This is a genomic window from Rhodococcus koreensis (assembly GCF_017068375.1).
Taxonomy (GTDB): Bacteria; Actinomycetota; Actinomycetes; order Mycobacteriales; family Mycobacteriaceae; genus Rhodococcus_F; species Rhodococcus_F koreensis.
In genome coordinates, this window is sequence record NZ_CP070609.1 from 3,560,590 (window position 1) to 3,586,238 (window position 25,649).

Consider the following 25,649-nt stretch of genomic DNA (forward strand, 5'->3'; position numbering starts at 1 on the left):
CTATGACCCCAGGCGGACCCGTTCGGCATGCCTCTGGACGTTCTCGTCCGGCTCCGGCGCCGACGCAAGCGTGCTCGGCCACCAGATCTTCTGCCCGATGTCGACGGTGAGGGCGGGCACCAGGAGCGACCGCACGAGGAGCGCGTCGAGGAGCACACCGAACGCGACGATGAAAGCGATCTGCGCGAGAAAGATCAGCGGAATGACGGCGAGCGCCGAGAAGGTCGCCGCCAGAACCACTCCCGCCGACGTGATCACGCCGCCGGTGACGGTCAGACCGCGCAGAGCTCCACGCCGGGTGCCGATGCGCCGGGCCTCTTCCCGGACCCGGGTCATGAGGAAGATGTTGTAGTCGATTCCGAGGGCGACTAGGAACACGAACGCGAACAGCGGGACGACGGGATCGGCGCCCGGGAATCCGAAGACGTGCTCGAAGACGAGGGACGAGATACCCAGTGTCGCAGCGAAGGACAGCACGACCGTCCCCATCAGCAGCAGCGGCGCGAGCAGTGAACGCAGCAGCAGGCACAGGATCGCGAACACCACGAGGATCACGACGGGGATGATCAGGGTGCGGTCCCGGGTCGACGTCGTCTTGGTATCGAAGTCCGTGGCGGTGGCGCCGCCGACGAGGGCGTCGGCACCGCCGATCGGGTGGACGGCGTCACGCAGGCGGACGATGGTGTCCTCGGCTGCGGCCGAATCGGCCGGATCGGTCAGGGTCGCTTCGATCGCCACGCGGCCGTCCACCACCAGTGGGTCCTGCGTGCCGGGTGCGGTCAGCACGGTGAGGTCGCCGACGCCGTCGACCCGGCCGGCGTCGAGTACCGCATCGAGTGCGCCCTCGTTCGCGATGATCACCGCCGGCGAACCGGAACCGGCGTCGAAGTGGTCGCCGAGGATCTGCTGGCCCGCAACGGAGTCGACCTCGAGCAGGAACGTCTCGGACTCCGCGACGCCGCTCGCCTTGAACTGAGGAAGCAGGAGCGCGAAGAGCACCAGCACCAAGCTGGACGCCACCCAGAATCGGCGCGGATGTGCGCCGATCCGCGCGGCGAGCGCGGCCCAGAACTTGTGGTCGGCGGCCTCGTCCTTCTCGGCATGATGCGCGTCGAAGGCGGGCCTGCTCGGCCAGTACGCCGCGCGGCCGAGGAGCACGAGCACCGCGGGGAGATACGTCATGGAGGCGACGAACGATGCCGCGATGCCGATGGCGGCGACCGGTCCGAGACCGCGGTTGGAGTTGAGATCGGACAGCAGCAGGCAGAGCACGCCGGCGATGACGGTGCCCGCGGAGGCGGCGACCGGTTCGAGTGTCGCCCGCCAGGCGGTCCGCATGGCGCGGTACTTGTCCTGCTCGATTCGCAGTTCCTCGCGGTAGCGGGACACGAGTAGCAGGGCGTAGTCGGTGGCGGCGCCGAACACCAGGATGAACAGGATCCCCTGGCTCTGACCGTTCAGCGCGATCACGCCGGCGTCGGCGAGCAGATAGACGAGCAGACTCGACAGTCCCAGCGCGAAGACGGCGGACGTGATCACCGCGAACGGGAGGATCGGGCTGCGGTAGACGACGATGAGGATGAGGATCACGACGACACCCGCCACCAGGAGCAGCAGTCCGTCGATTCCCGCGAACGCCGACGACAGATCCGCCACCTGACCGGCGGGCCCGGTGACGAGGACGGTGAGACCGTCCGGTGCGGCACCGAGCGCGTCCCGGAGTTCGGTGACACTGTCGCCGACCTCCCCTGTGCTGTCGATGGGCACGAACATCTCCAGCGCCCGACCGTCAGCGGACGGGATCGGCGGCGACACCTCCTCACCGAATCCCTCCGAACCGGCGAAGGCGGCCGCGGTGCCCGAGAGGAATTCGGTGTCGGCGGCGGTGATCCCCGACGTCCGTTCGGCGACGACGATCGCGGGCACGAACCGGGTGTCGGTGAAGCCCTTCTGCAGGGCGGACACCTCGGTGGCCTCGGCCGACGCGGGCAGGAACGACGTGCTGTCGTTCTGCTGAACCGTGGACAATTTGCCGGCGAACGGCCCACCGAACCCGCCGACGGCGAGCCAGACGATCACCAGCACGGCTGGCAGAATCCACCGCAGGCGACGAACCGGGCGTGGGCGGGCAGTTGTGGTCACGTGCTCTCCAATGCTGGACGGTTCGACGACCGGATGTCCGGATTGCGACGATCCTATTTTGTTCAGCCTGCTGAGCAAATTGCAAATGGAGGCGAAGAAATGACGAGCGACGGCATGGATCAGTGGCCCACCGGACGGCTGTTGTCCACGGCTGCGCGCCTGGTCGAGCACTCGTGGGAGGACATTCTCCGGTCGCAGAACATGACCCACGCGGGACTGATCTGCCTGCACACGATCGCCGGCCGGCCGGCCTCGCAACGCGACATCGCGAAGGCCTCGCGGGTGACGGATCAGACCATCAGCCGCACCATCGACCGCCTCGAGCGGGGCGGGTACGTCACCCGGGAGACCGATCCGAACGACGAGCGCCGCAAACGGGTCGCGATCACCGAGCCGGGACGCGCGATCTACCAGCACCTGCTGACCCTGGAGAAGGAGGACGCGGCCCTCACCGCCGCCGTCGGCGACGTGGGGCCGCTGCGCGAACAGCTCCTCCATCTCGTCCGGTCGCTGGGACTTCCGCCCCGGGACGAGGACTGATCCTGCCGCGGGCCCGTCACACATTCGCAGGCAGGGCGATGACGACCTCCTGCTCGTTCCCCGGCAGATAGTGAACCGTCACCACCCTGCCGACCTGGACGTGCCCGACGGTGCGCGGCGGCATGAACTTCTCGACGCGGGTGGTGAACGTCGTGCCGTCGGGCCGGGTGACCGCCAGCCCGAGTTCCACCTTCGAATTCCCGTTGCGGATCTCCCCGGGCACACTGAGCGACTGCACCACCGCCTGCGCGGGAATGCCGCGAGCCGCGATGTCGAGCTTGGCCGGGGTGGTGACACCCTGCCGAATCATGGATCGGTTCAACGCGTCCTGCGCCGACGTCACGTCACCCGAGCGGTCGATCTCGACCTTGTCGGTGCGGCCCGCAAGGTAGCGGACGGGGAGCACGACACCCGGACGGAGAAGCGCCAACTCGGTCAGCGGCACGATCATCCTGGCGTGCGACTCGAACATCTTGCCGTCGTCGCCCTCCACGGCGAGGTCGATCCGCACTTCCGGTTGGTCGTTGAGAGTCATGCCCGTCTGCTGCACCGACCGCACCGTTCCGATCCCGACGGCTCCGTTGCGGAACGCGGCACTGTTGCGCCCCGTGAACGCCGCCAGCACGCTGTCGCCGGTGACGGCGAAACACACCACGACCACGCTGACCGCGACGATCGGCCAGATCATCTGCGGGCCGACCCACGACAGCGCGTCGATTCCGTAGTTCGTCCGGCCCCGATCGCCGAGGCCGTACCAGAGGTAGTAGCCGACCGAGCCGACGAGAAACACCAGGGCGGCGGTACGCACGATCTTCTTCACGAGGTGTCCTTTCCGTGCCTGAACTGGGGGGAGGTGGGACGCGCGCGAACTCGAGGTGGCTCCGCGCGCGTCCCGGGGTGGGCCGGGGCTCAGCCGCCCACGACGGTCGAGCATGCGAACGTGATGTCGAACTTCGCCGAACTCGGCGCGGTCGGGTTGCTCATGTCGGGCGCCCCGACGCCCTCGCCGGTGACCGTGTAGGTGTCGCCGTCCTTGACGACCTTCGCGGAGCCGCCCGGCATGCCCTGCCCGAAGCCGAGTGCGTACGGGAGGCCGTTCGACCCGCCCTTGCTGCCGGCGATCCCGACCGCCTGCACGGTGTCGGTGCCGGTGATCGTCGCGGAGACCGCCAGGTCGCCGTACGTCGCGTTGCCGGTGTCCGCCAGCGCCAGGGCCAGGGTGTCGCCCTGCTTGGCGCAGGTCGCGTCGAAGTTCGCGTCCAGCGCCTTGCCGTCGACCGCGGCCGCCGACGCACCCGCCGGGGCCTGCTCGGAGCTTCCGCCGCCGGAGTTGTCGCCGGTGTCGCTGCAGCCCGAGACGAGCAGGGCGACGGCGGCCGCCGCGACGATGCCTGCGGTGTAGACGCGCTTCTGAGTCCGAACGATCTTGTTCATGATCCGTCCTTCACGTTTCGTGAGGGGCGCTCGGCGCCCGTCGTCGATTCCTTCGGCTCGCGGACTGGAGCCGATGTGAGAAAGGTAAGAACTTCTCGCGCCCTACCGATCCCAGATTTCTCGCTGCGTCGGCGGGCCGCGCCTGCGGTAACCTGCTCGAATGCGGACGGGACCGAGGGGCTCAGCGGCTGCTCGGCGACCGCGGGCGATGGTCCTCGACGAGGTGTGGCGCGAACTGGAAGGCGTCGAACCGCTCAGCGGGCCCGACGGCGGACCCCTGAGCCGCACGGTGAAACTGATCCTCGATCCGCTGGTCATCCGCCCGGTACAGAACCCGCTGTGCGCCGGTCCGATCGTCACCGCCGACGCGGCGCAGCTGCTCGCCACCCGGGTGCACGCCTCCGCCGACGTACTGCGGGCCACCGCGGCCTGGTTCACGCTGCTCAAACGGGTCCGCCGGGCGCTGCGCATCACGGACGGCAACCCGCAGGACCTGTACTTCCAGCGGTGTTTCGAACTCGCGACCGGTTCGGGTGCACCCGACCCGCTCCGCGACGGGTCCGTCGCCGAGGCCACGCTGCGCGACGTGCACGAGGTCGCCGCCGGCCGCACCACACAGGCGTTGAAGGCCCACGTCACCGACCCGGCGCGGGCGCGGGAACTGAGCGCCCTCATCGACCTCGCGTGGGGGCGGCGACCGCTGTCGGGCGCCGCGACGGGCGACCACGCCGACGCTGTGGCCGCGGTCCTCGACGCCTGTCCCGGCGCGCGTCTCGAGGAGGACGGTGACGACGGACGGCACGCCCTCGACGAGCTGATCGCCGGCCACGCGGGGACTCACCACGGGATTGCGTTGTGGACGATCGAGGTCTCGGCTCACCGGTTCGGCCTGACGGTGCATCCCGTCCCCGGACCGCCACACCTCGGAACCTCGGCGTCCACCTCGGCGCTCGGGCTCCCCTTCGACCGCTCCGTCCACGAACGCGTCTTCACGGTGCTCCGCGCGTCGACCGACCGTGCGGAGCTACCGCCGATACACGAACTGGTGACCACCGAGATCGCCCGAAGTTGCTCGCCCTGGGCACTTCTCGACGAATCGTTGCGGGTCGCGGCGACGACGGGTGCCGCACTCGCGACCGGTCTCCGCCCGATCGGGACGGCACCCGCTCCCACGACCACGGACACGACCGCCGTCCGGGTGATCAACGGTCGCTGGCAACGCGAGGCGTACGTCCTGCAGGCGCGCCGCCTCACCGTGAACGCCGACGCGGCGACGCTGTCCGACACGAATCCGCTGGCGGCCATCGCCGCCGAACTCCGCGAGCCGTGGCGGCCCTACCTCCGCCGCCTGTGGGTCCGCCTGCACGGCCGCGACGTCCGAGAGTTCTCCGTCCACGAACCAGGCGAACTGTGGGATCTCCTGGACGGTGTGGCTCGGTCGGTCATCCTCGACCACCGGATGCGGGTCAAGCAGGCGCTCAGCGCAATTCCGCTCGCGGATGCGGCGGATGCTCCCGAATCGAGGGCGAGTTGACCACCGGCACCGTGCGGATCGACCGCGTCGCCGACGGGGTCTGGATCATCGCCCCAGAGAACGCACCGAGCGTCCTCGACGACGCAGCGGGCATCGACGTGACGGTGCTGGAGGTGCTCGGCGGGCACCTGTCGTGGAGTGTGTTCGCCGAACACACCGTCCCGGTCGCGGTGATCGACGACGTCGACTCGGCGCAGAACTGGGTGTGGGCGGTGTTCGGCGAGGAGGTGGCACTCGCCGTGGCCGAGGGCGAGACCGGGAGCGAGGTCACGGTCGAACCGGCCCGGCCGCGGGTGGCCGTCGGCGCCCGACGCCTCGCGTTCGCGCACTGGGCGGCGCGGTGGTGGCCGACGTCGACGGTCGACGCCATCCCGGCGCTCGACGCGGGGCTGTTGAACCGCGAGATCGCGACACTCGTCGAGGACTGCGATCTGCTCGTCGACGGGGACGACGCGCTCGCGCCGGAAGGACCCACGCTCTCCGACCGTCCCGGGCGGGCCGACGACTACGCGCTCGCCGCAGGCGCCGCGACCGCGACGCGGCCGGGCACCCTCGTGCTGACGCGAGGCATCACGGGATCCGACTGGCGCCGGTACCCTCCCGGTCTCGTCGACTGTTCCGAAGGCGCGGTGTCGTGGGAGGTGGTGCGCACCTCCGGGAACACCGCCGTGCGCGTCAGTATCGTTGCGGCACCGTATGTCTCCGAACCCGTGCCGGATCATGTCCGCCCCCGCGCCCTGATCGGCACCGCCTCCTGCGCCGTCGACGTCGCGCTGCGACTGTCGGGAGACGTCTGGTTCGGCGAGTCGGCCGCACCACCCGGTGCGGAAGCGGGAGTGTCTGTGGTCGTGTATCTGCCCGGGTTCGGCGTGAACGGTGTCGCGGACGTCGGCGGTCCGGACGTCCGGGAGCGGGTTCGGGCCCTGGCCCGTCTGCGGCTGCGGCGGGCCGCGGAGCCGACTCCGGAAAACGCACCCGACGCGCCGCTGCTCGCCGAGATAGACGCGGCCGCCTCGGATTCGGACTTCTGACATGGACGACCAGACGGGCCGCGACCTTCTTGCCGCGGGAGCCGCGGCCTATGCGCGGGGCGACGTCGCCGAGGCGCTCCGGACGTTCGAGCAGGTCGCCGCCGCGGCCACCGGCGATCTCCGGACGAGCGCGATCATCAATGCGGCCAGCATGTCCGACGAACTGGGCGAGCACGCGAAGGCCGTCGACCTGTACCGGGAGGCCCTCGCGGTGATGCCTGCCGACGCGATCCGGATGCGTCCGGCGGCGCTGGTCAACCTGTCACAGGCACTGCAGCACATCGGTGATCTCGACGGCGCCCAGGGCGCGCTCGAGCAGGCGCGGGAACTGCTCGCGGCCGGCGGCGAAGACCAGGGTGACCTGCGGGTCGCGTGTCTATTGTCGCTCACCGCGGTCGCGATGCATCGGCAGCAGTGGGCGCACGCGGCCGACGTGGCCACCGAGTCCCTCGACGCGGCAGTCCGTTTCGCCCCGGGGCTCGCGGGCCATCCGTTGATGAACCTCGCTGCCATCCATTTCGAGACCGGGCGTTTCGATCTCTCCGACGACTTCGCCGGGCAGGCGCTCGCCGCATTCGAGACGGCGGGCGACGTCAACGCGGTCGCCGAGACGCAGCAGAACCTGGGCATCATGCGTGTCCGCACGGGTCGCCTCGACGATGCGGAACCGCTGCTGCTGTCGAGTCAGTCGTATTTCGAGCGGGCCGGGATCGGCCACCGGGCGGGAATCGGATCGAAGGTGCTGGCATTTCTCGCCGAGGGCCGCGGCGACACCGCACGCGCGGCGGCGCTCTACCGCCGCAGCCTCGACTACTTCCGGGGGTCCGGAGCGGTGCTCGACGTCGCGGACGTCGAGACGCGCCTCGCCACCGTCGCCTTCACCGAGGGCCGACCGGGCGAGGGCGAGAGACTGCTCGCCGCCGCGTTCGCCACGTACCGCGAACTGGGTCTCGGACTGCACTGCGCGCAGGTCGACTTCTGGCACGCGACCCTCCTCGAATCCGTGCCGACCGCCGCCGGCACACCGGACGATGCGGCGCAGACACGGGCCACCGCGCTCGCCGTGCCCGCGGCGATCGCCATCGACGCCGTGCGATACACACTCCCGAACGGCCGACAGCGCGAGCAGTGGAACCGCGAGATCGCCGACCCGGCGATGCAATTGGCGTTCCGTCTCGCCTACGCCTCCGGCGACGCCCGGTTGGTCGCCGATCTCGTCGAGGCGCAGTGCGCGGGGACGACGGTGGACATCGGCCGGGCAGGGCACGGCACCGCGGCGCGACTGCCCCTGCAGTTGCCCGACCCTCCCCCGGTCGGCGCCGCCGACACCGACGGCTCCTTCCTGCTCGGCGCCGCACTGGCGGGAGTCGCGGCCGGCGCCGGCCTGCCGGTGCCCCTCCCCCCGCGGCTCGCCGTGACGTCGGACGGACGGATCGTGCTGGGCTCCTCGATCGCGGCCGCCGAGAAGCGCTATGGGCGCGAGGTCCGCGACCACCGCGTGGTGCCGGCCTGGTGATCCCACTTTCCCTTCCCTGCGAGGTGATTCAGGGCCGAAGGGTGTCACGGTGGTCACACCGCACGTCCGGTGACCGCCCCGGGACGTGTGGGTGAATGTCCACGCTGACCTGCGAAGTGTCCGATTCGACGGCCATTGATAGCCCCATCCAATCTATGGAATAGGTCTCATAGATTGGACCTATTCCAATCTGCTGGATAGCCTCGTCGCTGTCGGCTTCCAGTCTTACGAATAGAGGTTCCAATGGCCCTGATCAACACGCAGATCAAGCCCTTCGCGGCGTCCGCTTTCAAGGACGGCGCGTTCATCACCGTGTCCGCGGACGACATCAAGGACAAGTGGGCTGTCTTCTACTTCTACCCGGCCGACTTCACCTTCGTCTGCCCGACCGAGCTCGGCGACCTCGCCGATCACCACGAGGAACTGCAGCGTCTCGGCGTCGAGGTCTTCTCGGTGTCCACCGACACCCACTTCACGCACAAGGCGTGGCACGGATCGTCCGACACCATCGGCAAGATCAAGTACGCCATGATCGGTGACCCGACGCAGGAGATCAGCAAGAACTTCGAGGTGCTGCGCGAGAACGAGGGACTGGCCGATCGCGGCACCTTCCTCGTCGACCCCGACGGCGTCATCCAGTTCACCGAGGTCACCGCAGAAGGCATCGGCCGCAACGCCGCCGAGCTGGTCCGCAAGGTCAAGGCCGCTCAGTACGTCCGGTCGCACCCGGGCGAGGTCTGCCCCGCCAAGTGGGAAGAGGGCGAAGAGACCCTCGCTCCGTCGCTCGACCTCGTCGGCAAGATCTGACGTAGCCCAGTCGACCGTAGGCACGGGCTCAGATCTTCTGAGCCCGTGCGCGCGGTTCCCGGTGCTCCGCTCCCGTGGGGGGCAATCGGTGTCGCACCAACACTTTCCGGACCGCCCAGAGCTGGTTTCCGGTTTCCGATCCCTTTCCTCCCCGATCGATGGAGTAGATCCGCATGCTCGAAGCCTCGCTCGCCGGCCAATTGAAGTCCCTGCTCGAACGGCTGACCCTGCCGATCGAGCTCGTCTCCTCACTCGATGACGGCCCCAAGTCCACCGAACTCGCCGAACTGCTCACCGAGATCGCGGCGATGTCGGACAAGGTCACCTACGAACGCCGCGACGACGACGCGCGACGCCCGTCCTTCGCCGTCCGCCGCAGTGGCACCGACATCGAGGTCCGCTTCGCCGGGATCCCGCTCGGCCACGAATTCACCTCGCTCGCACTCGCTTTGCTCCAGGTCGGCGGTTACCCGTCGAAGGAGTCCCCCGAACTGCTCGAGCAGGTCCGCAACCTCGACGGCGACTTCTACTTCGAGACCTACTTCTCGCTGTCCTGCCAGAACTGCCCGGACGTGGTGCAGGCCCTGAACCTGATGTCCGTGCTCAATCCGCGCATCAGCCACGTCGCGATCGACGGCGCCCTGTTCCAGGACGAGGTCGACGGCCGCCAGATCATGGCCGTGCCGACGGTCTTCGTCAACGGCGAGCTCTTCGGCTCCGGCCGGATGAGCCTCGAGGAGATCATCGGCAAGCTCGACGTCGGTGCCGCCGACCGCGCCGCCACCGCGATCGCGCAGAAGGACCCGTTCGACGTGCTCGTCGTCGGCGGTGGCCCGTCCGGTGCCGCGGCCGCGGTGTACGCCGCGCGCAAGGGAATTCGCACCGGTATCGCCGCCGAGCGCTTCGGCGGCCAGGTGCTCGACACCATGGCGATCGAGAACTTCATCTCCGTTCCCTACACGGAGGGCCCCCAGTTCGGGTCTGCGCTCGAGAATCACGTCCGCCAGTACGGCGTCGACATCATGAACACCCAGAAGGCCGCGAAGCTCGTGCCCGCTGCCACCGAGAACGGTCTCGTCGAGATCGAACTGGAAAGCGGTGCCTCCCTTCTCGCACGGACCGTCATCCTGTCGACGGGTGCACGGTGGCGCTCGATGAACGTGCCCGGCGAGGACCAGTACCGGAACAAGGGCGTCACCTACTGCCCGCACTGCGACGGACCGCTGTTCAAGGGCAAGCGCGTCGCCGTGATCGGTGGCGGCAACTCCGGAGTGGAGGCCGCGATCGATCTCGCCGGACTCGTCGAGCACGTCACGCTCATCGAGTTCGACTCCGTGCTCCGCGCCGACGAGGTGCTGCAGCGCAAACTGCGCAGCCTCCCCAACGCGGACATCCTCCTGAGCACGCTCACGACGGAGGTCGTCGGGGACGGCAACAAGGTCACCGGTCTGGCGTACCAGGACCGCACGACCGATACCGCTCACACGCTCGACGTCGAGGGGGTATTCGTCCAGATCGGTCTCCTGCCCAACACCGAGTGGCTGGCCGGGAGCATCGAGCTGTCCGATCGCGGCGAGATCGCGATCGACGACCGCGGCCAGACGTCGGTCCCCGGCGTGTTCGCCGCCGGCGACTGCACCACCGTGCCGTACAAGCAGATCGTGATCGCCGCCGGTGCCGGCGCGACGGCAGCGCTGAGCGCATTCGATCGGCTCATCCGAACGGGTGTGCCTGCCGAGGATTCCGCCGCCGCAACCGTCGGCTAGTTCGGTCACCCACCCGGGTGCGTGGCACGCACGCCACCGCCCGGGTGGGTAGGGAATGCTGGGGCGGTGCCGACTCACCTGTCCCACCCGCCGACCTCGCACGAGCAGCCCACCGCGATCGTGCGGATGGCCGACGCCGGCGACCTGTACACGTCGTGGCGGTGGACCCACGACTCCCACCCCGGCGGTGTCGGCGTCGCCCCCGCCGCGCAGGTGGACGAGGCCGTCGCCGCGCTGGCCCGGGCCCTGCCCGACCTCACGGACCCGCAGGGGCTGCACCGTTCGCTGACCACGGGCGCGTTCTCCGGCTACGAGTCCGAACACGATCTGGCTCAACTCCTCTCGCGCACGTTTCTCCCGTTCGGCCTCGCCCGGCAGTTGCACGAGCTGTTCACCCGCGGCGTGCGCCCCCATCTCCGGATCCAGCCGTCACCCCGGGTCGCGCAGGTGCCGTGGGAACTGATCGCCCCCGACGCCGGGCTTCGTCTCGTCGACATCGCGGACGTCAGCCTGCTGGCCCCGCTCAGCATCGTGCACTCACCCGGTCGCCCGGTCCGAACCTGGACGGACGGCCGCCGGCTTCCCGTCGTCGCGGTCCTCGACCCCCGGGTTCCGGGGTTCCGCGCCGATTCGGTTCTCGGTTCCGTCCTGGGGCGGATGGCCGCGGACAGCCCGCTGTCGCAGCGGATCGCGACGTACGCCGACGAGGGCCGGCTGCTTCCCGCCGTGGACGGACCACTGGACGTGTTCCGCCGCGAAGACGTCGACCGGGCATGGCTCGGTGCGGCGTTGCGCGAGGGCGCGGGCCGGCTGGTGTACGTCGGGCACGTCACCGCGGCGGTACCCGAATCCGGTCAGAGCGAGCACGCCGAACTGCACCTCGCCTGCTCCGCCGACGCCGTCGGATTCGCGGAGCCGACGCGCGCGCACCGGCCGTTGTCCGCGAAAGACCTCCTGCTGGGAACGCACACACTCACCGACGAACCGATCCGCGGCGCCGACCTGTGGCCGATCCCGAGCCGGGTTGCGCTCATCGCCTGCGAGAGCGGCGGCGACCTGCGGTTCAGCGAGGCCCTCGGACTGGTCTCCGCGATGATCGCCGGCGGGGCGGAACTCGTCACCGCCAGCCGCTGGGCACTTCCCACCGACCTCGCGTTCCAGCGCATCGCCGGCGCCACACCGCACGCGCGCCCGCTGCAGGACGCCATCTGTTCGATCGACGCGGCACACGAACTGCCCGACGCGGTCGGCGCGCTCTGCGCGTGGCAGCGCGACCGGGTCGCCGCCTGGCGGGACGAACGGTCGATCGAGCATTCACCGGTGCTCTGGACGGCGTTCGCGACCGTCGCGGTGCTCTGAAACACCTGGTGCAGTACCGAGCTTTGCGTTCCCCACATCGTGTCGGTCGGTCGTTGTACCGTCGTTGCTGTCGGTTCCGGCACCTAGAAGGAGCATGCCCCATGACCTCTCGTCTCAACCCCTACATCAGCTTCAACGGCGACGCTCGGCAGGCAATGGAGTTCTACAAGGACGTCTTCGGTGGCACTCTGGCGGTGAGCACATTCGGTGAGTTCGGCGCCCCGGACGCCGAAGGAGCCGACAAGATCATGCACGCCATGCTCGAATCCGACAACGGGTTCACCCTCATGGGGGCAGACACGCCGCCCGGCATGGAACACAACCCGGGCACCAACATCGCGGTGAGCCTGAGCGGCGACGACGGCGACCTGCTCCGCGGTTACTGGGCCAAGCTCTCGGATGCCGGCTCCGTGTCGGTGCCCCTCGAAAAGCAGATGTGGGGAGACGAATTCGGTGCCTGTACCGACCAATTCGGTATCTCATGGATGGTCAACATTGCCGGGACGCCCAGCTGATCGCAGCGCCGGGTAGTCCTGCAGGTCGATGTCGGTGGCGAAGGAGTCGGTCAGCTTCATCATCAGGCCGAACAGGGCCTTGGACTTGAACGTCCAATTCCGCAGCCTGATGCGAGTCGGCGACTTCGGCGCGAGAAACGGTCCGGCACCGGCCTTGCGGGCGACCTTCGCATACCGGTGCATCTGCTCGTCGTAGCGTCCGAACGCCACGCGGTGGTCGCCACCGGTGGCGGCGAGTTCGCCCGCGAGCACATACGCACCGACGAGGGCGAGTCCGGTCCCGAAGCCGCCCAGCGTGTTTCCGTACGCGGCATCGCCGAGTAGGGCGACGCGTCCGGCGGTGTAGGTGTCGGTCTCGACCCTCGCGATCGAGTCGAGATAGAAGTCCGGCGCGTCGTCCAGGCGCGCGAGCAACCCGGGCACGCGCCAGCCTGCACCTGCGTACGCGGCGGCCAGCAGTCGCTTCTGCTCGGTGATGTCGCCACGGTCGTAGTCGATCGGGTCGGAGGCGAAGACGAACAATTCGGGAGCCTTCGGTCCACCGACGACGGCCATCCTTCCGGGTTCGTTGTACATCCATCCCGTCGCGCGTTCCCGGTCGGGCGACGCCGCAGTCACCGCGGCCGTGGTGCCGACGACGGCGTAGTAGTACCCGAGGAATCGGACGAAGTCCTCCTCCGGCCCGAACCCGTGTTTGCGCACCGCCGAGTGGATGCCGTCGGCGCCGAACACCAGATCGAAACGGCGTGCGTGCGATTTCTCGAACATGACCTCGACACCGGACTCCGTGTCGGTGACCGCGGTGACGGAATCACCGAAGAGGTACTCGCACGAATCCGCGGTCCGTTCGTAGAGGATCTCGGTCAGGTCCCCCCGCAGGATCTCGACGTCCCCGCCGATGAACTCACCGGGCATCGTCGCCAGGTGCTTGTCGCGCTCGTCCACGATCCGGAGGTCCGTCTTTCCGGTCTGCCTGCGGCGCACCTCGTCGAGAATCCCCATCCTCTCCAGCACCCGCCGGTGCACCTCGCCTTCGAAGTCGACGGCCTGGCATTGGTAGACACTATTCCGGTTGACTTCCTCTCGGCCGTGAACGACCGAGATTCCCCTCGGGACTCGCGTCTCGAGGTTCCTGTTTCACCGACAGTCGCCTCCCCGCACGTTAGGTGCGGGGCGGTCTCACACCGTCTCCGCAGGCTGCCACCGTCAGTCCGACGGCCAAAATATTCCTCGCCGCGTTCACGTCCCGATCGTGGACGACGCCGCACCGGCACGTCCACACCCGCACATCCAGCGGCATCGTCGACGCGATCTCCCCGCACACCGAGCAGGTCTTCGACGACGGACAGAACCGGTCGATCACCACCACCCGCCGCCCGTACCAGTCGGCCTTGTACTCGAGCATCGACCGGAACTCGGACCACCCCGCATCCGAGATCGCCCGAGACAACGACCGATTCTTGACCATGTTCCGCACACTCAGATCCTCGATGGCGATCACTTGATTTTCGCGCACCAGCCGAGTGGAGAGTGTGTGCAGATAATCGCGCCGCCGATCGGCGATCCGACCATGAATCTTCGCGACCTTCAGTCGGGCCTTGGCCCGGTTCCGGGATCCCTTCTGCTTCTTGGCCAGCATCCGTTGCGCCTTCGCCAGCCGCTCACGATCCGTGCGCTCATGGCGCGGGTTGGTGATCTTCTCCCCCGTCGAGAGCGTGTACAGGCTGGTGATCCCGGCATCGAGCCCGACCACCCGACCCGTCGACCCGAGTTCGGTGATCGTGTCCTCGACGAGGATCGAGATGTGGTACTGACCACGAGCATTACGCGACACCGTCACCTGCGACGGCGTCGCCCCCTCGGGCAACGGCCTCGACCACCGAATATCCAGGGGTTCGGACTGCTTGGCCAACCGGAGTTGCCCGCCGCGGTAGGTGAAGCAGTTCGAGTAGTAGGTCGCCGACTCCTTCGACTGGCCCTTCCTCTTGAATTGCGGGTAGCCGGCCTGCGTGCGCCAGAACCTCTCGAACGCGCCCTGCAACTGCCGCAGCGATTCCTGCAACGGCCCCTTCGACGGCTCCGCCAACCACTCCGTCTCAGCGTCCCGCTTCCATCCGGTGAGCATCTTCGACGTGTCGCTGTAGGTCACCCGACGCTGCTCCTGCGACCATGCCCGCGTCCGCTCGGCCAACGCCCGGTTGTAGACATACCGGGTGCACCCGAACGTCCGGGCAAGCTGTTCCGCCTGCACCACAGTCGGATAGAAACGAAACTTGAACGCCCGCTTCACCACCCTCCCCGCCATGACCCAGACACTAGCCCCACAGTCCGACAGATCCAGATCGGCCATCCCGGCCCTGAAGGACCCGGTTTGCGCCGAAAGACTCACGGATCAAGAGTCGGCCGGAGGAGCGCAAGATGGTCACCCAGCCCCGTACCGCCGAGCTGCTCTGGGGATCACCGGACAGACCGAAGCGCGGCCCCAAGCCGGCGCTGAGCCTCGAGCGGATCGTCGCCACCGCCATCTCGATGGCCGATGCGGAGGGCCTCGCCACGCTGTCGATGCAGCGCCTCGCGGAGGACCTCGGGTTCACCAAGATGTCCCTCTACCGCTACACCCCGGGGAAGGCCGAGCTGACCGCCCTCATGCTCGATGCCGCTCTCGGACCCGCACCCGACCTGTCCGAGATCGACGGCGGCTGGCGCGCAGCGCTCCACGAGTGGGCACTGCGCATGTGGGCGGGTCTGCGACGGCATCCGTGGGTCGTGGACGTCGCCGTCGGCCCCCGCGTGATGGGACCGAACGAACTGGGCTGGCTCGAAACCGGCCTCTCGGCACTGAGCGGCACCGGGCTCACCGGCGGAGAACGACTGGATTCGGTCGTCCTGATCACCGGCCACGTCCGCAGCCTCGCTCAGCAGTCGACGGCCCCCGGCGCCGAAACCGACACACCCGAGAAGGCCCTGAACGCGCTCATGACGGGAATCCTCACCGACAACTCCGAACGCTATCCCGAGGCGGCGGCCGCCTTCGCCTCCGCCCGCTCCTCGTCCGGGCAGGACGACGCGCTCGAATTCGGCCTGGCCCGGATCTTCGACGGCCTCGCCGCACTCGTCGCGGAGCGCGCCGAATAGCGGGCCGCGGCCCGATCAGGTGGATCGAGGCCTGAGCAACACGGCGATTGTCACAGCCAGGACGCCGCCGCACAGAAGTCCGGCAAGCGCTGTGGCCCAACGCTGCCCCATCGATGCATCCGTGGAAGTCAACGCGCTCACCAGCATCGTCGCCGCACCTGTCACTGACAGGGTGACATTCCAGCTCAGAAGCTGACTGGTTCCGGTGTGGACACGCAGAAGGGACGGGGGGATCAGCACGTTGGAGACAATGAGAAGCACAATGCCTGGGTAGAGCAGAGCGTTCATTGCTGTCCTATCACAGAGCGGTGGACGGAGAGGACGAGTTCATCCGCGGGACTTTTGCATTGGCGCTGTTTCTGCACGCTGCGCTCAGCTTTCCACCGATGCGCGGGTGCGGGGATAGTAGCCATTTACCAAGATTTCCCACCGGTTGAGCAAATATCGCCGATGCTCTCGCCGCCGGGCCCGGATATCGTGGTGATCGGTCACAAGCCCTCCATCTCCACTACCCTCAATGCGAGCGCGACGTCCAGGCGCAGAATGGGATCCGTCGTGAACGGGCCGACGATGCTCTCCAACTTGCCGATTCGGTATCGCAGCGTGTTGTAGTGGAAATGCAGGACGCGTGCAGTCTCGGCGACGTTGCAGTTGGTGTCCAGGAGTGCCTGCATCGTCTGGCGGAGATCGATCGCCTCGTCTGCGTCGCCCGCCAGCGACCCGAGGATCTCGGTGGCGAACGATCGGAGCTCGGCGCTGTCGTCGACCAGGGAGAGCAGTCTGTGGACGCCCAGGCTGTCGAAGTGTGCGACAGAACCGTTTCCGCGCATGCGCCGCCCCACCGTCACTGCCTTACGTGCCTGGTCGTACGCCTGCGGAATGTCTGCAGCCGAACCGATGACCCGGCTCACGCCGGTGCAGAACGAATGCCTGCCGCCTCCACGGTCACCGGTGACGGCCGCAATCAGATCGTCGACGACAATTCTCGAGTCCTCGTCACCGACCGGCATCAACACCACCACCTCGTGGCTGAACCCGACCACCGGTGCGTACCGGTCCCTGCGCCGGACCACTTGTTTCCAGGCAGCAGTGAGTCTTTGTTGCGGCATCCGTCCGGCACCCGGCGGCCGTATCGCGGGGCCGACGGTCGAGCGAGCGGGGTCCGGGTCGAGCTCCGCGACAACGACCACCATGGCGCGGTTCACGTCCCATTCGAGCTGCGCGCAGTGCTCCGTAATCTGTGCAACCGTACCGGCATTCCCGTTGAGTACGTCGCGCAGAAAGTCGCCGTGAAACCTTGACTCGACCGCCGACACGGCGAGTTGCTTGGTCACCGCCAGCGCGACAACGGTTGCGGCTCGCTCCAGCGCTTGCACGGCGACGGAGCCCAATCCGCCGTCGCCCACGAAGGCGACGATGACGCCGTGTTCGGTCCCGCCCGCGTGAACCGGTGCGACGGCGATCTGGCCGGCCTCCGTGCCCGGCGCCGGCTGCAGGCCGTGGCGCAGACGCTCGGTGCGAAGCCGGCCGGACGGGTCGAACAGCGGCAGCCCCTCCAACACCTGCAGATTGGCCGTCGTACCCGCTGACGCGTTGACCCGCCCGTCCGGTGTGCAGATCAGCACCGCAGCGTCGAACAGCGCGGCGACCTCGTCCGCAATCTGCGGCAGGTCGCCACCTTCGAGGACGATCTTCGTCAAGGCACGGTGCATGCGATCGGCAACGTCGAGGGCGAACGCCTGCCGATCGACGAGGTGTGTGAACACCTCGGACATCACCTCGTCGAAACCGATGTCGTGTGGGATGAGAAACAGCGGGATTTCGAGACGGTCCGATGCCTCGAGCATCGCGGCAGGGAGATCGCCGAGGTACCGGCCCTCCTTGACACCGAGTGCGGCTGCGCCGCACCGGGCGAGGCCCTCGACGAGTTCGACCAGCGCGAGGGGGTCGAACGGCTCGCCCGAATCTGCATGTCGCAGAGGGAACCCCGTGGTGATCAACAGTTCGTTGGGTTTAACCCACGGCAGGATGTCCGGCACCTCGATGACGTTGACCCGCTGAACGGTCTGCTCCAGTCCGCCCGCCCCCGCGATGAGCGTGGAGCCGGCCAAGCTGGGGAGGGTCAGCACCTCCCGAATCGTCAACGCGTATCCGGCAGGTGACGGCAGATCGACTGCGTCCACGGGTGCAGCTCAGTTCGAGAGGAGTGCCGGCGGAAGCACGCGCTGCGTCCACTTCGTCTTCTGCTCGTACGCGTGGGCGAGTTGGAGGACGGCTCGGTCAGCGCCGTGTCGGCCGATTATCTGAATTCCCATCGAGAGCCCGCGGCCATCGAAACCGACCGGCATCGCGGCAACCGGGAGGCTCGTCATCGTCCACGGTGCGACGGTCTCCATCCACCGGTGGTAGGTGTCCATGGGCCGGCCGGCGATCTCGGTGGGCCAGTGTGTGGACTTGTCGAAGGGGAACACCTGAGCACTGGGCGCGAGGATGTAGTCATACGTTTCGAACATCTTCGTGAGTGCGGCCTGCCAATCGTTGCGGGCCGCCGCGGCCTTGGTGACGTCGAGCGCGGACAGTGCGATTCCGTGTTCCATCTCCCACACGAATTCGGGCTTCATCTGCTCGCGTGTCTGCGGGGCGTCGTAGAGGTCGACCAGGCCGAGCTGTGCCCACCAGCGCCATCTCAGAAAGAGCTGCCAGATGTCTTCGGGCTTGTAGTCGGGAAGCGCCGCCTCGACGTGGCAGCCGATGTTCCGGAATGCGTCGAACGAGGACTCGCACAGCTCGAGAACTCCGGGTTCCGTCGCCAGGTACCCGTCCCAGTCGCCCACCCATGCGATCCGCGTTCCGCGGAAGTCCCGCTCGAGGTTCCGCGTGAAGACCTCGGGATCCTCGCCGATGCCGAGCGGGGCGCCTGCGTCGGGCCCTGCCATCGTCGACAGGAGTTGCGCCACGTCGGCAACCGACCGACCCATCGGGCCGACCACCGCGCCCTGAGCGATGAAGCCTGCCTCGGGGATGCGTCCCCAGGAAGGACGAAATCCCACAACATTGTTGAAGGCCGGCGGATTTCGCAGCGACCCCATGTAGTCGCTGCCGTCGGCAACCGGGACCATCCGCAATGCCAGGGCCGCGGCGGCACCGCCGCTGCTTCCACCTGCGGTGCGTGACGTGTCGTACGGTGTCGCCGTCGTACCCCATACCGGGTTGTACGTCTGGGACCCGAGTCCGAATTCGGGGGTGTTCGTCTTGCCGATGACGATGGCACCCGCCGCCTTGATCCGCGCGACGAACAGATCGTCCGCGTCGGCGATCCGGTCGGCGAAAATGGGTGATCCGGACGTGAACGGAAGCCCCTTGGCCGCCGAGAGATCCTTGACGGCGTGCGGGAACCCGTGCATCCAGCCGAGGTAGTGCCCGTCGGCGAGCTGATGGTCCCGTTCGCGCGCCTCGGCCAGCAACTCGTCCCGGCCCCGCAGGGCAACGATGGCGTTGACACTGCCATTGTGCCGTTCGATGTGGTCGAGATAGGCAGTCATGACGTCGACGCACGACACCTCGCGGCTCTTGATCAAGCCGCTGAGCGTCAGCGCGTCGCACATGACGAGGTCGTCGTATCCTCCTGGACCGCCGAAGGGTTCGACGTCAGTCCGGGGCGAATCGCCCGCGTCGACGGGATCGATGACGTGTGACACTTGTGAACCTCTCCACGGTTTCGGAAGCGAATGCCGGCGATCGAGGGTGCGCAGCGGCCCGGTGGCGGCCACGCACCCTCGTTCACGGTGCGACCAGGAACTACTGGCCGAGGTCGACGATGGCGGCGACGGGGCCGCCACCCTCCGGGCCCTGATGTGCGGCCGACACGGACACGAACACCGCCGGGTCACCGGTGACCGACGACGCGACACCGCCTACGCACGACTTGATCTGACGGTGCCAGTGCACGTCCGAGTCGTCGAGCATCGCGTTGCGGCGGCCGCGCACCGTCCCGTCCTGACTCGCCTCGCACTTGAGGAAGACATTGACGAGCCGGCCGCCCAGGTCGCTCGTGTGGGGCCGCTCGGGCAGCTCGAGTCCCGCATCCCGGATCGCCGACCAGATGCCGTCCTGATCGAGCGGATCCTTCATCACGCTGTGCCCGATCCGGTAGCGGCCGCCGACACCGCGCGCGTTGCCCACCACCACGATCTGAGCCCGGTCCAACTCGACACCCGAGGAGCAGGATGCGACCGACGAGTAGAGGTCCCGGCTGTGCATGACGTCGGCATCGCCCGGCATCTCGATCTCGCCGAGGGCGACGGCAATCCCCAGTGCCGTACCACCGTTCGACAGGTCCATCGACTCGTGCGTCTGCTCGGTCCACACCGTCTCGCCGCGGCTCTTGGCGTCCCGGATGGTGTGGATCGTCAGCAACGGCGTCTTCGTCTGCACGTAGTGCACGTCGGCGGGGTCGGTGATTCCGGCGTTGTCCATCGCCATCTTCACCGCTGCTGCCACCTTGGTGATCATCGCCGTGCGACCGATGTCTTCGGGGAGAAGTTGCTCACTCATCGCGACACCGACGGTCAGTCGCGGCTCTTCGGTCTTCACCGCCTTCTCCGCCGGCACGGTTGCGAAGATCGTTGCGTGCGGGCTGATCACACCGTCGGTACCGCCGGACCAGACGATGGGCACCCCGGCCACCTCGTCCGCGCTTCGGCTGCCCTTGGCGGAGAGGACCTCACGGAAGGCCCGGTCCGCGATGATGCGCGTGTAGTCGTTGACGCCGCCGTTGCCCTCGGTCTTGCCGATGACTGCGACGACGCGGTCCGCTTCGAACACACCGTCGTCGATGAGCTTCGCCAGCTCGCCGGCGTCGGACACGCTGTGCAGGGGAACCTTGCGGACCTCGATTGCTTCGGGCATTGACATCTCCTCTATACGTGGCTTGCGGGTAGTCGAGATCAGCCGGTGGCGATCGGAACTCCAACGCAGCCCACGCTATGAGGGCGAGCACCTTCGGACATTGGCAAAGTTTGCCCAAACCAGAACTCACATTGGGCAGAGTTGGCCAGTGCCGCTGGTGACAGGATCAGAGGGTGCTCGTCTGGGCTACCTGGCTGGTCACGTGATCGGAGTGACCGGCGCCGAGGGGGTCGGGCCACCCCGACCACGTGTCGGGACCAAAGTCGATTTCCGCGGTGGTGAGGAGACAGATGTCGAGCTGATGCCGAAGGGTGTCGGCGTCGATGCCTTGGCCGATGAAGACGAGTTCCTGTCGGCAGTCACCGACCGGTTCTTCCCATTTGTCGAGAATTCCCTGGCGGCGGTAGTCGTCTTCCGGCCAGTAGCTGTCGGGGAGGAACTTCCACCACCGTCCGACGTACCCGTGTCGGATCATGTGACCGGCTTGGGAGATGCTGCCGATCTCGGTGAACCGGCCGGCGTTCCAAAAGTACCCTTTGGCGCGGAGAAGTCTGCCGTTCGTCCAGTCGCCGGTGAGGAACCGGTGTAGCCGCCCCGGGTGGAAGGGGGCGCGTTCGCGGTAGACGACCGAACCGATTCCGTATTCCTCGGTCTCGGGGGTGTGCTCTCCCTGGAGTTCCTGCAGCCAGCCGGGCGCCTGGGCTGCCCTGTCGAAGGAGAACAGGCCGGTATCCATGATGGCGTCGAGTGGGACGTGTCCGTGAGATATCGCGTGGATGTCCGCGGTCTTGTTCAGCGATCGAATCAAGGCGGTCAGCTCGGCGAGGTGCTCGGCGGAGACGAGGTCGGCTTTGCTGATCAAGACCACGTCGGCGAACTCGATCTGATCGACCAGAAGATCGGAGATGTCGCGTTCATCCTCGGGAGCGTCGGCCCCGACGGGATCGCCGGACCGGTAGTCCCGGAGAAAACTGTGGCCGTCGACGACGGTCACCATGGTGTCCAATCGCGCGATGTCGGCAAGCGCGTGCCCGTCGGTGTCGATGAACGTGAATGTCTCGGCGACGGGCAGGGGCTCGGAGATGCCGGACGATTCGATCAGGAGGTAGTCGAATCGTCCGTCGGCGGCCAGGGTTCTGATCTCGTCGAGGAGATCCTCCCGCAAAGTGCAGCAGATGCAGCCGTTGGTCATCTCGACGAGCTTTTCCTGTGATCGACTCAGCGAGATCTCTCGTTCGACCTCGGCACTGTCGATGTTGATCTCGCTCATGTCGTTGACGATCACCGCGACGCGCCGGCCTTCACGGTTGCGCAGGATCTGGTTCAGGAGTGTCGTTTTTCCTGCACCGAGGAATCCGGACAGCACAGTGACGGGGAGGCGCGTGTCATTCATTGGTCGGTTCCTTCCGGAGAATCTGGTTGTACTCGACGACAGACCGGCGGCGGAGGCGCGGAGTTCCGGGCAGGCTTTCCACCGCCGGTCTGTGTTCATCGTGTCGGATGTGTTCAGGCGGCAACCTTTTCGAGGTATCCCTCGAAGAGGTCGACCACGACACTGCCTGCGTCGGTGTCCTCGCCGAAGAGATCCTCCGCCGCGAACTGGACGTGATAGGTGGATTCGGCACCGGCGTCGTCGCGCCCGTGGCCTATCGAGTCGGGGAACGGCCATTTCTCGGTGGTGCGGTGGGTGATCGTTCCGACCCGGCCGCGGCAGTATGCCGGCATCCGGATGTGCCCGGGCACGTGCTCGTCGCGGACCCGAACGCGCTGCCCCACCTCGAAGGTGATGCCGTCCGTCCGCGCCGGCCGGCCTTCCGATTCCGCAGGAAGGGACAACGGGAACGGGCCGCCCGCGAGCGCCTCGAGCTCGTCGTGGGTCAGGATTCCCTTCTCCACCATCAGGGTTGCGACGCCGATGACGTACCGCTCGTAGTACGGCGTCATCATGTAGTGGCGTGGTTCCATTCGTTCGACGACGTGCCTGACCTCGTCGACACTGAACGCCCCCAGGTCTGCGGCGCCGAGAAACAGCAGACTGTAGGGGAGGTGCTCCCACTCCGCGTGAAAGGGTCCGCCGATGTCGGCGTTGACGGTGTGCGGGACCTTACCGAACCCCTGGACACCGGCGAGATCGTGTACTCCATCCATGGATCTGTTCCTTCTCTTCGGGTGCTCAGGCGCTCGGAACCTGCGGGATCGCGACCCCGATCAGGCAATCTTTGGTGACGATCTGCTGGAGTTGCTCCCGGCTCCACCCCTCGGTGCCTGCCGGCCGCTGGGGCAGGACGATGTAGCGTGTTTCGGCGGTGGTGTCGTACACCCGGATCTCGACGCCCTCCGGAATGTCGGTGCCCATCTCGGACAGCACTTTTCTCGGTTCACGAACCACGCGGGCGCGGTACTCGAAGCTCTTGTACCAGGTCGGCGGCAGGCCGAGGATCGGCCAGGCGGTGCACGAGCACAGAGAGCAGACGATCACGTTCTTGAGTGTGGGCGTGTCCTCGAGCGCCACGATGTATTCACCCTGCGGTCCCAGGTACCCGTACGTGCCGACGGCCTCGGTACCGTCGGTGAGCAGAAGTTGCCGGAACTCGTCGTCGGTCCATGCCCGGGCGACCAGTTCTGCGCCGCGGTGGGGGCTGAAGTCCTCTTCGAACGTCTTCTTCCAGCCTTCGACGTATCCCTCGGGAACCAATCCCTTGCCGTCCAGCGCCCGGAACAGCGCCCAGGCGCGGTCGGCGGCCGGTGCCTGTGCGGGAGTCGCGTTCTCTGGTGTGTGTTCGATCGTTACCGACATTCTTCACCTTCTCTGTAGGGGCTGAAAATTGCGAATAGCTCTACTGCGGCGGCTGCGCATCACGCAGCATGCCGGTCTGCGGATGGCAATTGATGTACTCGTATCGCTGGTCGCGCGCGTCGAATACCGAGACTTCATGGTAAAGGCGAAGTTTCGACAAGCTGGCTGCGACGCGGAAGAAAGTGGTGAAGATTCGCAGGTGGGTGGGATGAGATTCCGCCCAGCGTTCGAGCTTGTCCAGCGAACCCCAGTGGCCGATGTTGTAACTCTGGTCGAGAAAATTTCCGTCCAGATCGATGTTGCGCACAAACCTGTTGCTGTAGCAGCCCACCGATTGTCCGTTGTCGCGCAGAAAGTCCATGCCGTCCTGCAGAGTGGGCAGAATCTCGTCGAGATACAAGTTGCGTTCCGCCGTTTCGGCCTCGGCCCAGTCCTGCCCGGAGCGGATCAGTGCGATGTTGTCGTGACCCTGAACCACCACGCGGCCACCTGCGGCGGGATCACCACTGAGTACGCGCAATTCACCCGACGGCTGGATCCAGTCGGTCTGGGAGATCGGGAAGCGCTCGCGCATCGAGCCCCAATAGCCGTGCTCATTGATCTCGCCGCTGATACCGCCCATGACGGCACCGACACCCGGAAGGGCGTCCTGGAACGCGTACAGCGTCTCGAACTGTTCGGCCCGCGGGGCCACGATCTCACGGAAGTACCCCAGCCCCTCCGACAGCCTCTCGTCCGATGCCCACCAGTCGGCCACCTCCGGAAACTGGAGCCAACGATCATGGGCAGCAATATCTTTCCAATAGCCCACGACCATCAGATTCTCATGACTCTGATTGTCGACGTGATGGGTCAGGTCATAGTGCAACGGGCCGTCGGGCAGATCGAAACCAGCCACCATGTCGCGCATGGCGCGCAGCGCGGCCGGGCGTTGCGCGTCACCGCGGAACTGCACACCGAGGTATCCCATCACCACCTGCTGCACTTCTTCGGCGGCACGTCCCACCCACATCGGAAAGGGTGGCTGGTAGCCATCCGGGACGCGTCGGGTCAACGTGCGGGGGCAGGTGAGGTGATCGCTGATTGCAGATTCCATGAGGGCTCCTGGTTCTGGTTCATCGCGTGCGGGCCGCCGCGTCGGCGGCTGAAAATCCCGGCAACACAGAAGTTACCTCCCCGACCGACGGCGAATCTGACCGAGAGAGACAGGTATTTGGACGAGAGGGACAACTCGAGTTGCGTCCCGACGTCAGGTCCGCGGCGCTGCCGCCGTCGCCCGGTACTGGCGCGGGCTCATCCCGTACTCGCTCTTGAACGTGCGGCTGAACAGTGAGGGGTCGGCGAAACCCCAACGGCGAGAGATCTGGCCCAGCGAGCGATCCGGGGTCGTGCTCTGGGCCAAGTCGCGGCGACACTGCTCGAGTCGCCGCACTCGGATGACGCGCGATACCGTCGTGTCCTGCTCGGCGAATACCCGGTGCAGGTGCCGGGTGGAAATGCCGAGGGCCGAGGCGATCACGGACGGCGAGAGCGATGGATCTCCGAGGCTCTCGTCGATCATCGTGATCGCTGCGCGGTAGGTACTCGAACGTGGCGCGCCGACCGGCCGGCCGACGGCCCGCAGGACGGCAGTGACCAGGTCGCCGACCTCGTCCACGATTGCGTTCCCCGCTCCGGCATCGGATGCGATCCGGCTCGTCACGATGTCGTGAAGGAACCGGCCCACAAGCCCACTGGCTCCGGCACGGCCGTCGAAGGCTATCGCGGTGAGGTCGTGAATCTCCGCTTCGCTGAACGACAGTGAGCTCCTCGGCCACGTGAAGACCTCGAGCACCCACGAACCGTCATCCGGATGCCCGTCGATCCGCCAATCGAAAGGGCGAGACGTGTCGTACAGGACGAAGTCGTCGTGATCGAGTACGCACTCCCGGTCATCCTGGGTGACCACGGCACGCCCACGACGGATCCGCCCGATCTGGAGGTAGTCGGCACGGTCGGCTCTGGCCAGGCTGCCGCTGCGGGCGATCCGTTGCTCGGTCGATTGGACTGTGGACACCTTGAGATGAGCAAGTTCGGACGACCGCACCGCACCGGTGAACCGGGGGCGGTCTTCGATGCCCGAGACACTGAGGGCGACGAAGTGCTCGCGCAGCATGTCCTCCCAG

The 25,649-nt window shown here is 67.2% G+C and carries 23 protein-coding genes; 9 read left to right on the forward strand and 14 right to left on the reverse strand.

Annotated elements, in window-relative coordinates; translation table 11 throughout:
- The gene (locus JWS14_RS16430; RefSeq protein ID WP_206013811.1) at window positions 1–2,142 is read right to left on the reverse strand and encodes an MMPL family transporter; all 2,142 of its coding nucleotides are present in this window, start codon (window positions 2,140–2,142) and stop codon (window positions 1–3) included.
- Window positions 2,143–2,241: 99 nt separating this feature from the next.
- On the opposite strand from JWS14_RS16430, the gene JWS14_RS16435 reads away from it, so the two are divergent.
- Window positions 2,242–2,682 carry a MarR family winged helix-turn-helix transcriptional regulator gene (locus tag JWS14_RS16435; RefSeq protein WP_072944399.1) on the forward strand — a complete coding sequence of 147 codons (441 nt, stop codon included), beginning with the start codon at window positions 2,242–2,244 and terminating at the stop codon, window positions 2,680–2,682.
- Window positions 2,683–2,698: 16 nt separating this feature from the next.
- Here JWS14_RS16435 and JWS14_RS16440 read toward each other — a convergent pair whose 3' ends face one another.
- Both JWS14_RS16440 and JWS14_RS16445 read right to left on the reverse strand, forming a co-directional pair.
- Window positions 2,699–3,502 carry a hypothetical protein gene (locus JWS14_RS16440; protein ID WP_072944397.1) on the reverse strand — a complete coding sequence of 268 codons (804 nt, stop codon included), beginning with the start codon at window positions 3,500–3,502 and terminating at the stop codon, window positions 2,699–2,701.
- An 89-nt stretch (window positions 3,503–3,591) separates the two neighbouring features.
- Entirely contained in the window at window positions 3,592–4,116 is a 525-nt protein-coding gene (locus JWS14_RS16445) for a lipoprotein LpqH (protein ID WP_206013812.1), read from the reverse strand.
- A gap of 208 nt (window positions 4,117–4,324) precedes the next feature.
- On the opposite strand from JWS14_RS16445, the gene JWS14_RS16450 reads away from it, so the two are divergent.
- The 7 genes from JWS14_RS16450 (at window position 4,325) to JWS14_RS16480 (ending at window position 12,644) form a co-directional block, all read left to right on the forward strand.
- Entirely contained in the window at window positions 4,325–5,650 is a 1,326-nt protein-coding gene (locus JWS14_RS16450; RefSeq protein WP_072944394.1) for a hypothetical protein, read from the forward strand.
- The gene (locus tag JWS14_RS16455) at window positions 5,647–6,681 is read left to right on the forward strand and encodes a hypothetical protein (protein WP_206013813.1); all 1,035 of its coding nucleotides are present in this window, start codon (window positions 5,647–5,649) and stop codon (window positions 6,679–6,681) included. Before JWS14_RS16450 ends, JWS14_RS16455 begins: the two co-directional genes overlap by 4 nt.
- A gap of 1 nt (window position 6,682) precedes the next feature.
- A complete protein-coding gene (locus JWS14_RS16460; protein WP_206013814.1) occupies window positions 6,683–8,197 on the forward strand; it encodes a tetratricopeptide repeat protein in 1,515 nt (504 codons plus the stop codon).
- A gap of 243 nt (window positions 8,198–8,440) precedes the next feature.
- Entirely contained in the window at window positions 8,441–9,004 is a 564-nt protein-coding gene (ahpC, locus tag JWS14_RS16465) for an alkyl hydroperoxide reductase subunit C (protein WP_072944388.1), read from the forward strand.
- A gap of 173 nt (window positions 9,005–9,177) precedes the next feature.
- Entirely contained in the window at window positions 9,178–10,770 is a 1,593-nt protein-coding gene (gene ahpF / locus JWS14_RS16470; protein WP_206013815.1) for an alkyl hydroperoxide reductase subunit F, read from the forward strand.
- 66 nt (window positions 10,771–10,836) lie between these two features.
- Complete coding sequence (locus JWS14_RS16475) at window positions 10,837–12,129, forward strand: CHAT domain-containing protein (protein WP_420855114.1); 1,293 nt, start codon at window positions 10,837–10,839, stop codon at window positions 12,127–12,129.
- Window positions 12,130–12,230: 101 nt separating this feature from the next.
- Window positions 12,231–12,644, forward strand: a complete 414-nt coding sequence (locus JWS14_RS16480) for a VOC family protein (protein WP_206013816.1) — start codon at window positions 12,231–12,233, stop codon at window positions 12,642–12,644.
- Here the strand turns inward: JWS14_RS16480 and JWS14_RS16485 are convergent.
- Both JWS14_RS16485 and JWS14_RS16490 read right to left on the reverse strand, forming a co-directional pair.
- Window positions 12,609–13,658, reverse strand: coding sequence for an FAD-dependent monooxygenase (locus JWS14_RS16485; RefSeq protein WP_241031368.1), 1,050 nt, complete (start codon window positions 13,656–13,658; stop codon window positions 12,609–12,611). The genes JWS14_RS16480 and JWS14_RS16485 overlap by 36 nt on opposite strands.
- 148 nt (window positions 13,659–13,806) lie before the next feature.
- Window positions 13,807–14,949, reverse strand: coding sequence for an RNA-guided endonuclease TnpB family protein (locus JWS14_RS16490; RefSeq protein WP_206013817.1), 1,143 nt, complete (start codon window positions 14,947–14,949; stop codon window positions 13,807–13,809).
- Window positions 14,950–15,062: 113 nt separating this feature from the next.
- On the opposite strand from JWS14_RS16490, the gene JWS14_RS16495 reads away from it, so the two are divergent.
- Window positions 15,063–15,779, forward strand: a complete 717-nt coding sequence (locus JWS14_RS16495; protein ID WP_095861749.1) for a TetR/AcrR family transcriptional regulator — start codon at window positions 15,063–15,065, stop codon at window positions 15,777–15,779.
- Window positions 15,780–15,794: 15 nt separating this feature from the next.
- Here JWS14_RS16495 and JWS14_RS16500 read toward each other — a convergent pair whose 3' ends face one another.
- The 9 genes from JWS14_RS16500 to JWS14_RS16540 all read right to left on the reverse strand — a co-directional run bounded on the left by JWS14_RS16500 (window position 15,795) and on the right by JWS14_RS16540 (window position 25,639).
- Window positions 15,795–16,067: a hypothetical protein gene (locus JWS14_RS16500; RefSeq protein WP_095861748.1), complete on the reverse strand. Its 273-nt coding sequence runs from the start codon at window positions 16,065–16,067 to the stop codon at window positions 15,795–15,797.
- A 200-nt stretch (window positions 16,068–16,267) separates the two neighbouring features.
- Entirely contained in the window at window positions 16,268–17,962 is a 1,695-nt protein-coding gene (locus JWS14_RS16505; RefSeq protein ID WP_206013818.1) for a PucR family transcriptional regulator, read from the reverse strand.
- Window positions 17,963–17,971: 9 nt separating this feature from the next.
- The gene (locus tag JWS14_RS16510; RefSeq protein WP_072944376.1) at window positions 17,972–19,477 is read right to left on the reverse strand and encodes an amidase; all 1,506 of its coding nucleotides are present in this window, start codon (window positions 19,475–19,477) and stop codon (window positions 17,972–17,974) included.
- Between the two features lie 100 nt (window positions 19,478–19,577).
- On the reverse strand, window positions 19,578–20,687 hold the full coding sequence (gene bar, locus JWS14_RS16515; RefSeq protein ID WP_095861746.1) for a barbiturase: 1,110 nt from the start codon (window positions 20,685–20,687) through the stop codon (window positions 19,578–19,580).
- A 166-nt stretch (window positions 20,688–20,853) separates the two neighbouring features.
- On the reverse strand, window positions 20,854–22,080 hold the full coding sequence (locus tag JWS14_RS16520; RefSeq protein ID WP_206013819.1) for a GTP-binding protein: 1,227 nt from the start codon (window positions 22,078–22,080) through the stop codon (window positions 20,854–20,856).
- A 113-nt stretch (window positions 22,081–22,193) separates the two neighbouring features.
- Window positions 22,194–22,835, reverse strand: coding sequence for a nitrile hydratase subunit beta (gene nthB, locus JWS14_RS16525; RefSeq protein ID WP_072944370.1), 642 nt, complete (start codon window positions 22,833–22,835; stop codon window positions 22,194–22,196).
- Between the two features lie 25 nt (window positions 22,836–22,860).
- Window positions 22,861–23,484 (reverse strand): nitrile hydratase subunit alpha, encoded by a 624-nt coding sequence (gene nthA, locus JWS14_RS16530; RefSeq protein ID WP_072944368.1) that lies wholly within the window; start codon window positions 23,482–23,484, stop codon window positions 22,861–22,863.
- A 40-nt stretch (window positions 23,485–23,524) separates the two neighbouring features.
- Window positions 23,525–24,580 carry an aliphatic aldoxime dehydratase gene (gene oxdA / locus JWS14_RS16535; protein ID WP_206013820.1) on the reverse strand — a complete coding sequence of 352 codons (1,056 nt, stop codon included), beginning with the start codon at window positions 24,578–24,580 and terminating at the stop codon, window positions 23,525–23,527.
- 153 nt (window positions 24,581–24,733) lie between these two features.
- Window positions 24,734–25,639: a helix-turn-helix domain-containing protein gene (locus tag JWS14_RS16540; RefSeq protein WP_371851562.1), complete on the reverse strand. Its 906-nt coding sequence runs from the start codon at window positions 25,637–25,639 to the stop codon at window positions 24,734–24,736.
- Window positions 25,640–25,649: the final 10 nt, after the last annotated feature.

What these genes read in the sequence shown, in the direction of transcription:
- JWS14_RS16500 (WP_095861748.1), bottom strand. Translation starts at nt 16,067, where the DNA reads ATGAACGCTCTGCTCTACCCAGGCATTGTGCTTCTCATTGTCTCCAAC.
- JWS14_RS16520 (WP_206013819.1), bottom strand. Translation starts at nt 22,080, where the DNA reads ATGAATGACACGCGCCTCCCCGTCACTGTGCTGTCCGGATTCCTCGGT.
- JWS14_RS16490 (WP_206013817.1), bottom strand. Translation starts at nt 14,949, where the DNA reads ATGGCGGGGAGGGTGGTGAAGCGGGCGTTCAAGTTTCGTTTCTATCCG.
- nthA (WP_072944368.1), bottom strand. Translation starts at nt 23,484, where the DNA reads ATGTCGGTAACGATCGAACACACACCAGAGAACGCGACTCCCGCACAG.
- JWS14_RS16435 (WP_072944399.1), top strand. Translation starts at nt 2,242, where the DNA reads ATGACGAGCGACGGCATGGATCAGTGGCCCACCGGACGGCTGTTGTCC.
- JWS14_RS16445 (WP_206013812.1), bottom strand. Translation starts at nt 4,116, where the DNA reads ATGAACAAGATCGTTCGGACTCAGAAGCGCGTCTACACCGCAGGCATC.
- ahpC (WP_072944388.1), top strand. Translation starts at nt 8,441, where the DNA reads ATGGCCCTGATCAACACGCAGATCAAGCCCTTCGCGGCGTCCGCTTTC.
- oxdA (WP_206013820.1), bottom strand. Translation starts at nt 24,580, where the DNA reads ATGGAATCTGCAATCAGCGATCACCTCACCTGCCCCCGCACGTTGACC.
- JWS14_RS16495 (WP_095861749.1), top strand. Translation starts at nt 15,063, where the DNA reads ATGGTCACCCAGCCCCGTACCGCCGAGCTGCTCTGGGGATCACCGGAC.
- nthB (WP_072944370.1), bottom strand. Translation starts at nt 22,835, where the DNA reads ATGGATGGAGTACACGATCTCGCCGGTGTCCAGGGGTTCGGTAAGGTC.
- JWS14_RS16540 (WP_371851562.1), bottom strand. Translation starts at nt 25,639, where the DNA reads ATGCTGCGCGAGCACTTCGTCGCCCTCAGTGTCTCGGGCATCGAAGAC.
- JWS14_RS16460 (WP_206013814.1), top strand. Translation starts at nt 6,683, where the DNA reads ATGGACGACCAGACGGGCCGCGACCTTCTTGCCGCGGGAGCCGCGGCC.
- JWS14_RS16450 (WP_072944394.1), top strand. Translation starts at nt 4,325, where the DNA reads ATGGTCCTCGACGAGGTGTGGCGCGAACTGGAAGGCGTCGAACCGCTC.
- bar (WP_095861746.1), bottom strand. Translation starts at nt 20,687, where the DNA reads ATGCCCGAAGCAATCGAGGTCCGCAAGGTTCCCCTGCACAGCGTGTCC.
- ahpF (WP_206013815.1), top strand. Translation starts at nt 9,178, where the DNA reads ATGCTCGAAGCCTCGCTCGCCGGCCAATTGAAGTCCCTGCTCGAACGG.
- JWS14_RS16480 (WP_206013816.1), top strand. Translation starts at nt 12,231, where the DNA reads ATGACCTCTCGTCTCAACCCCTACATCAGCTTCAACGGCGACGCTCGG.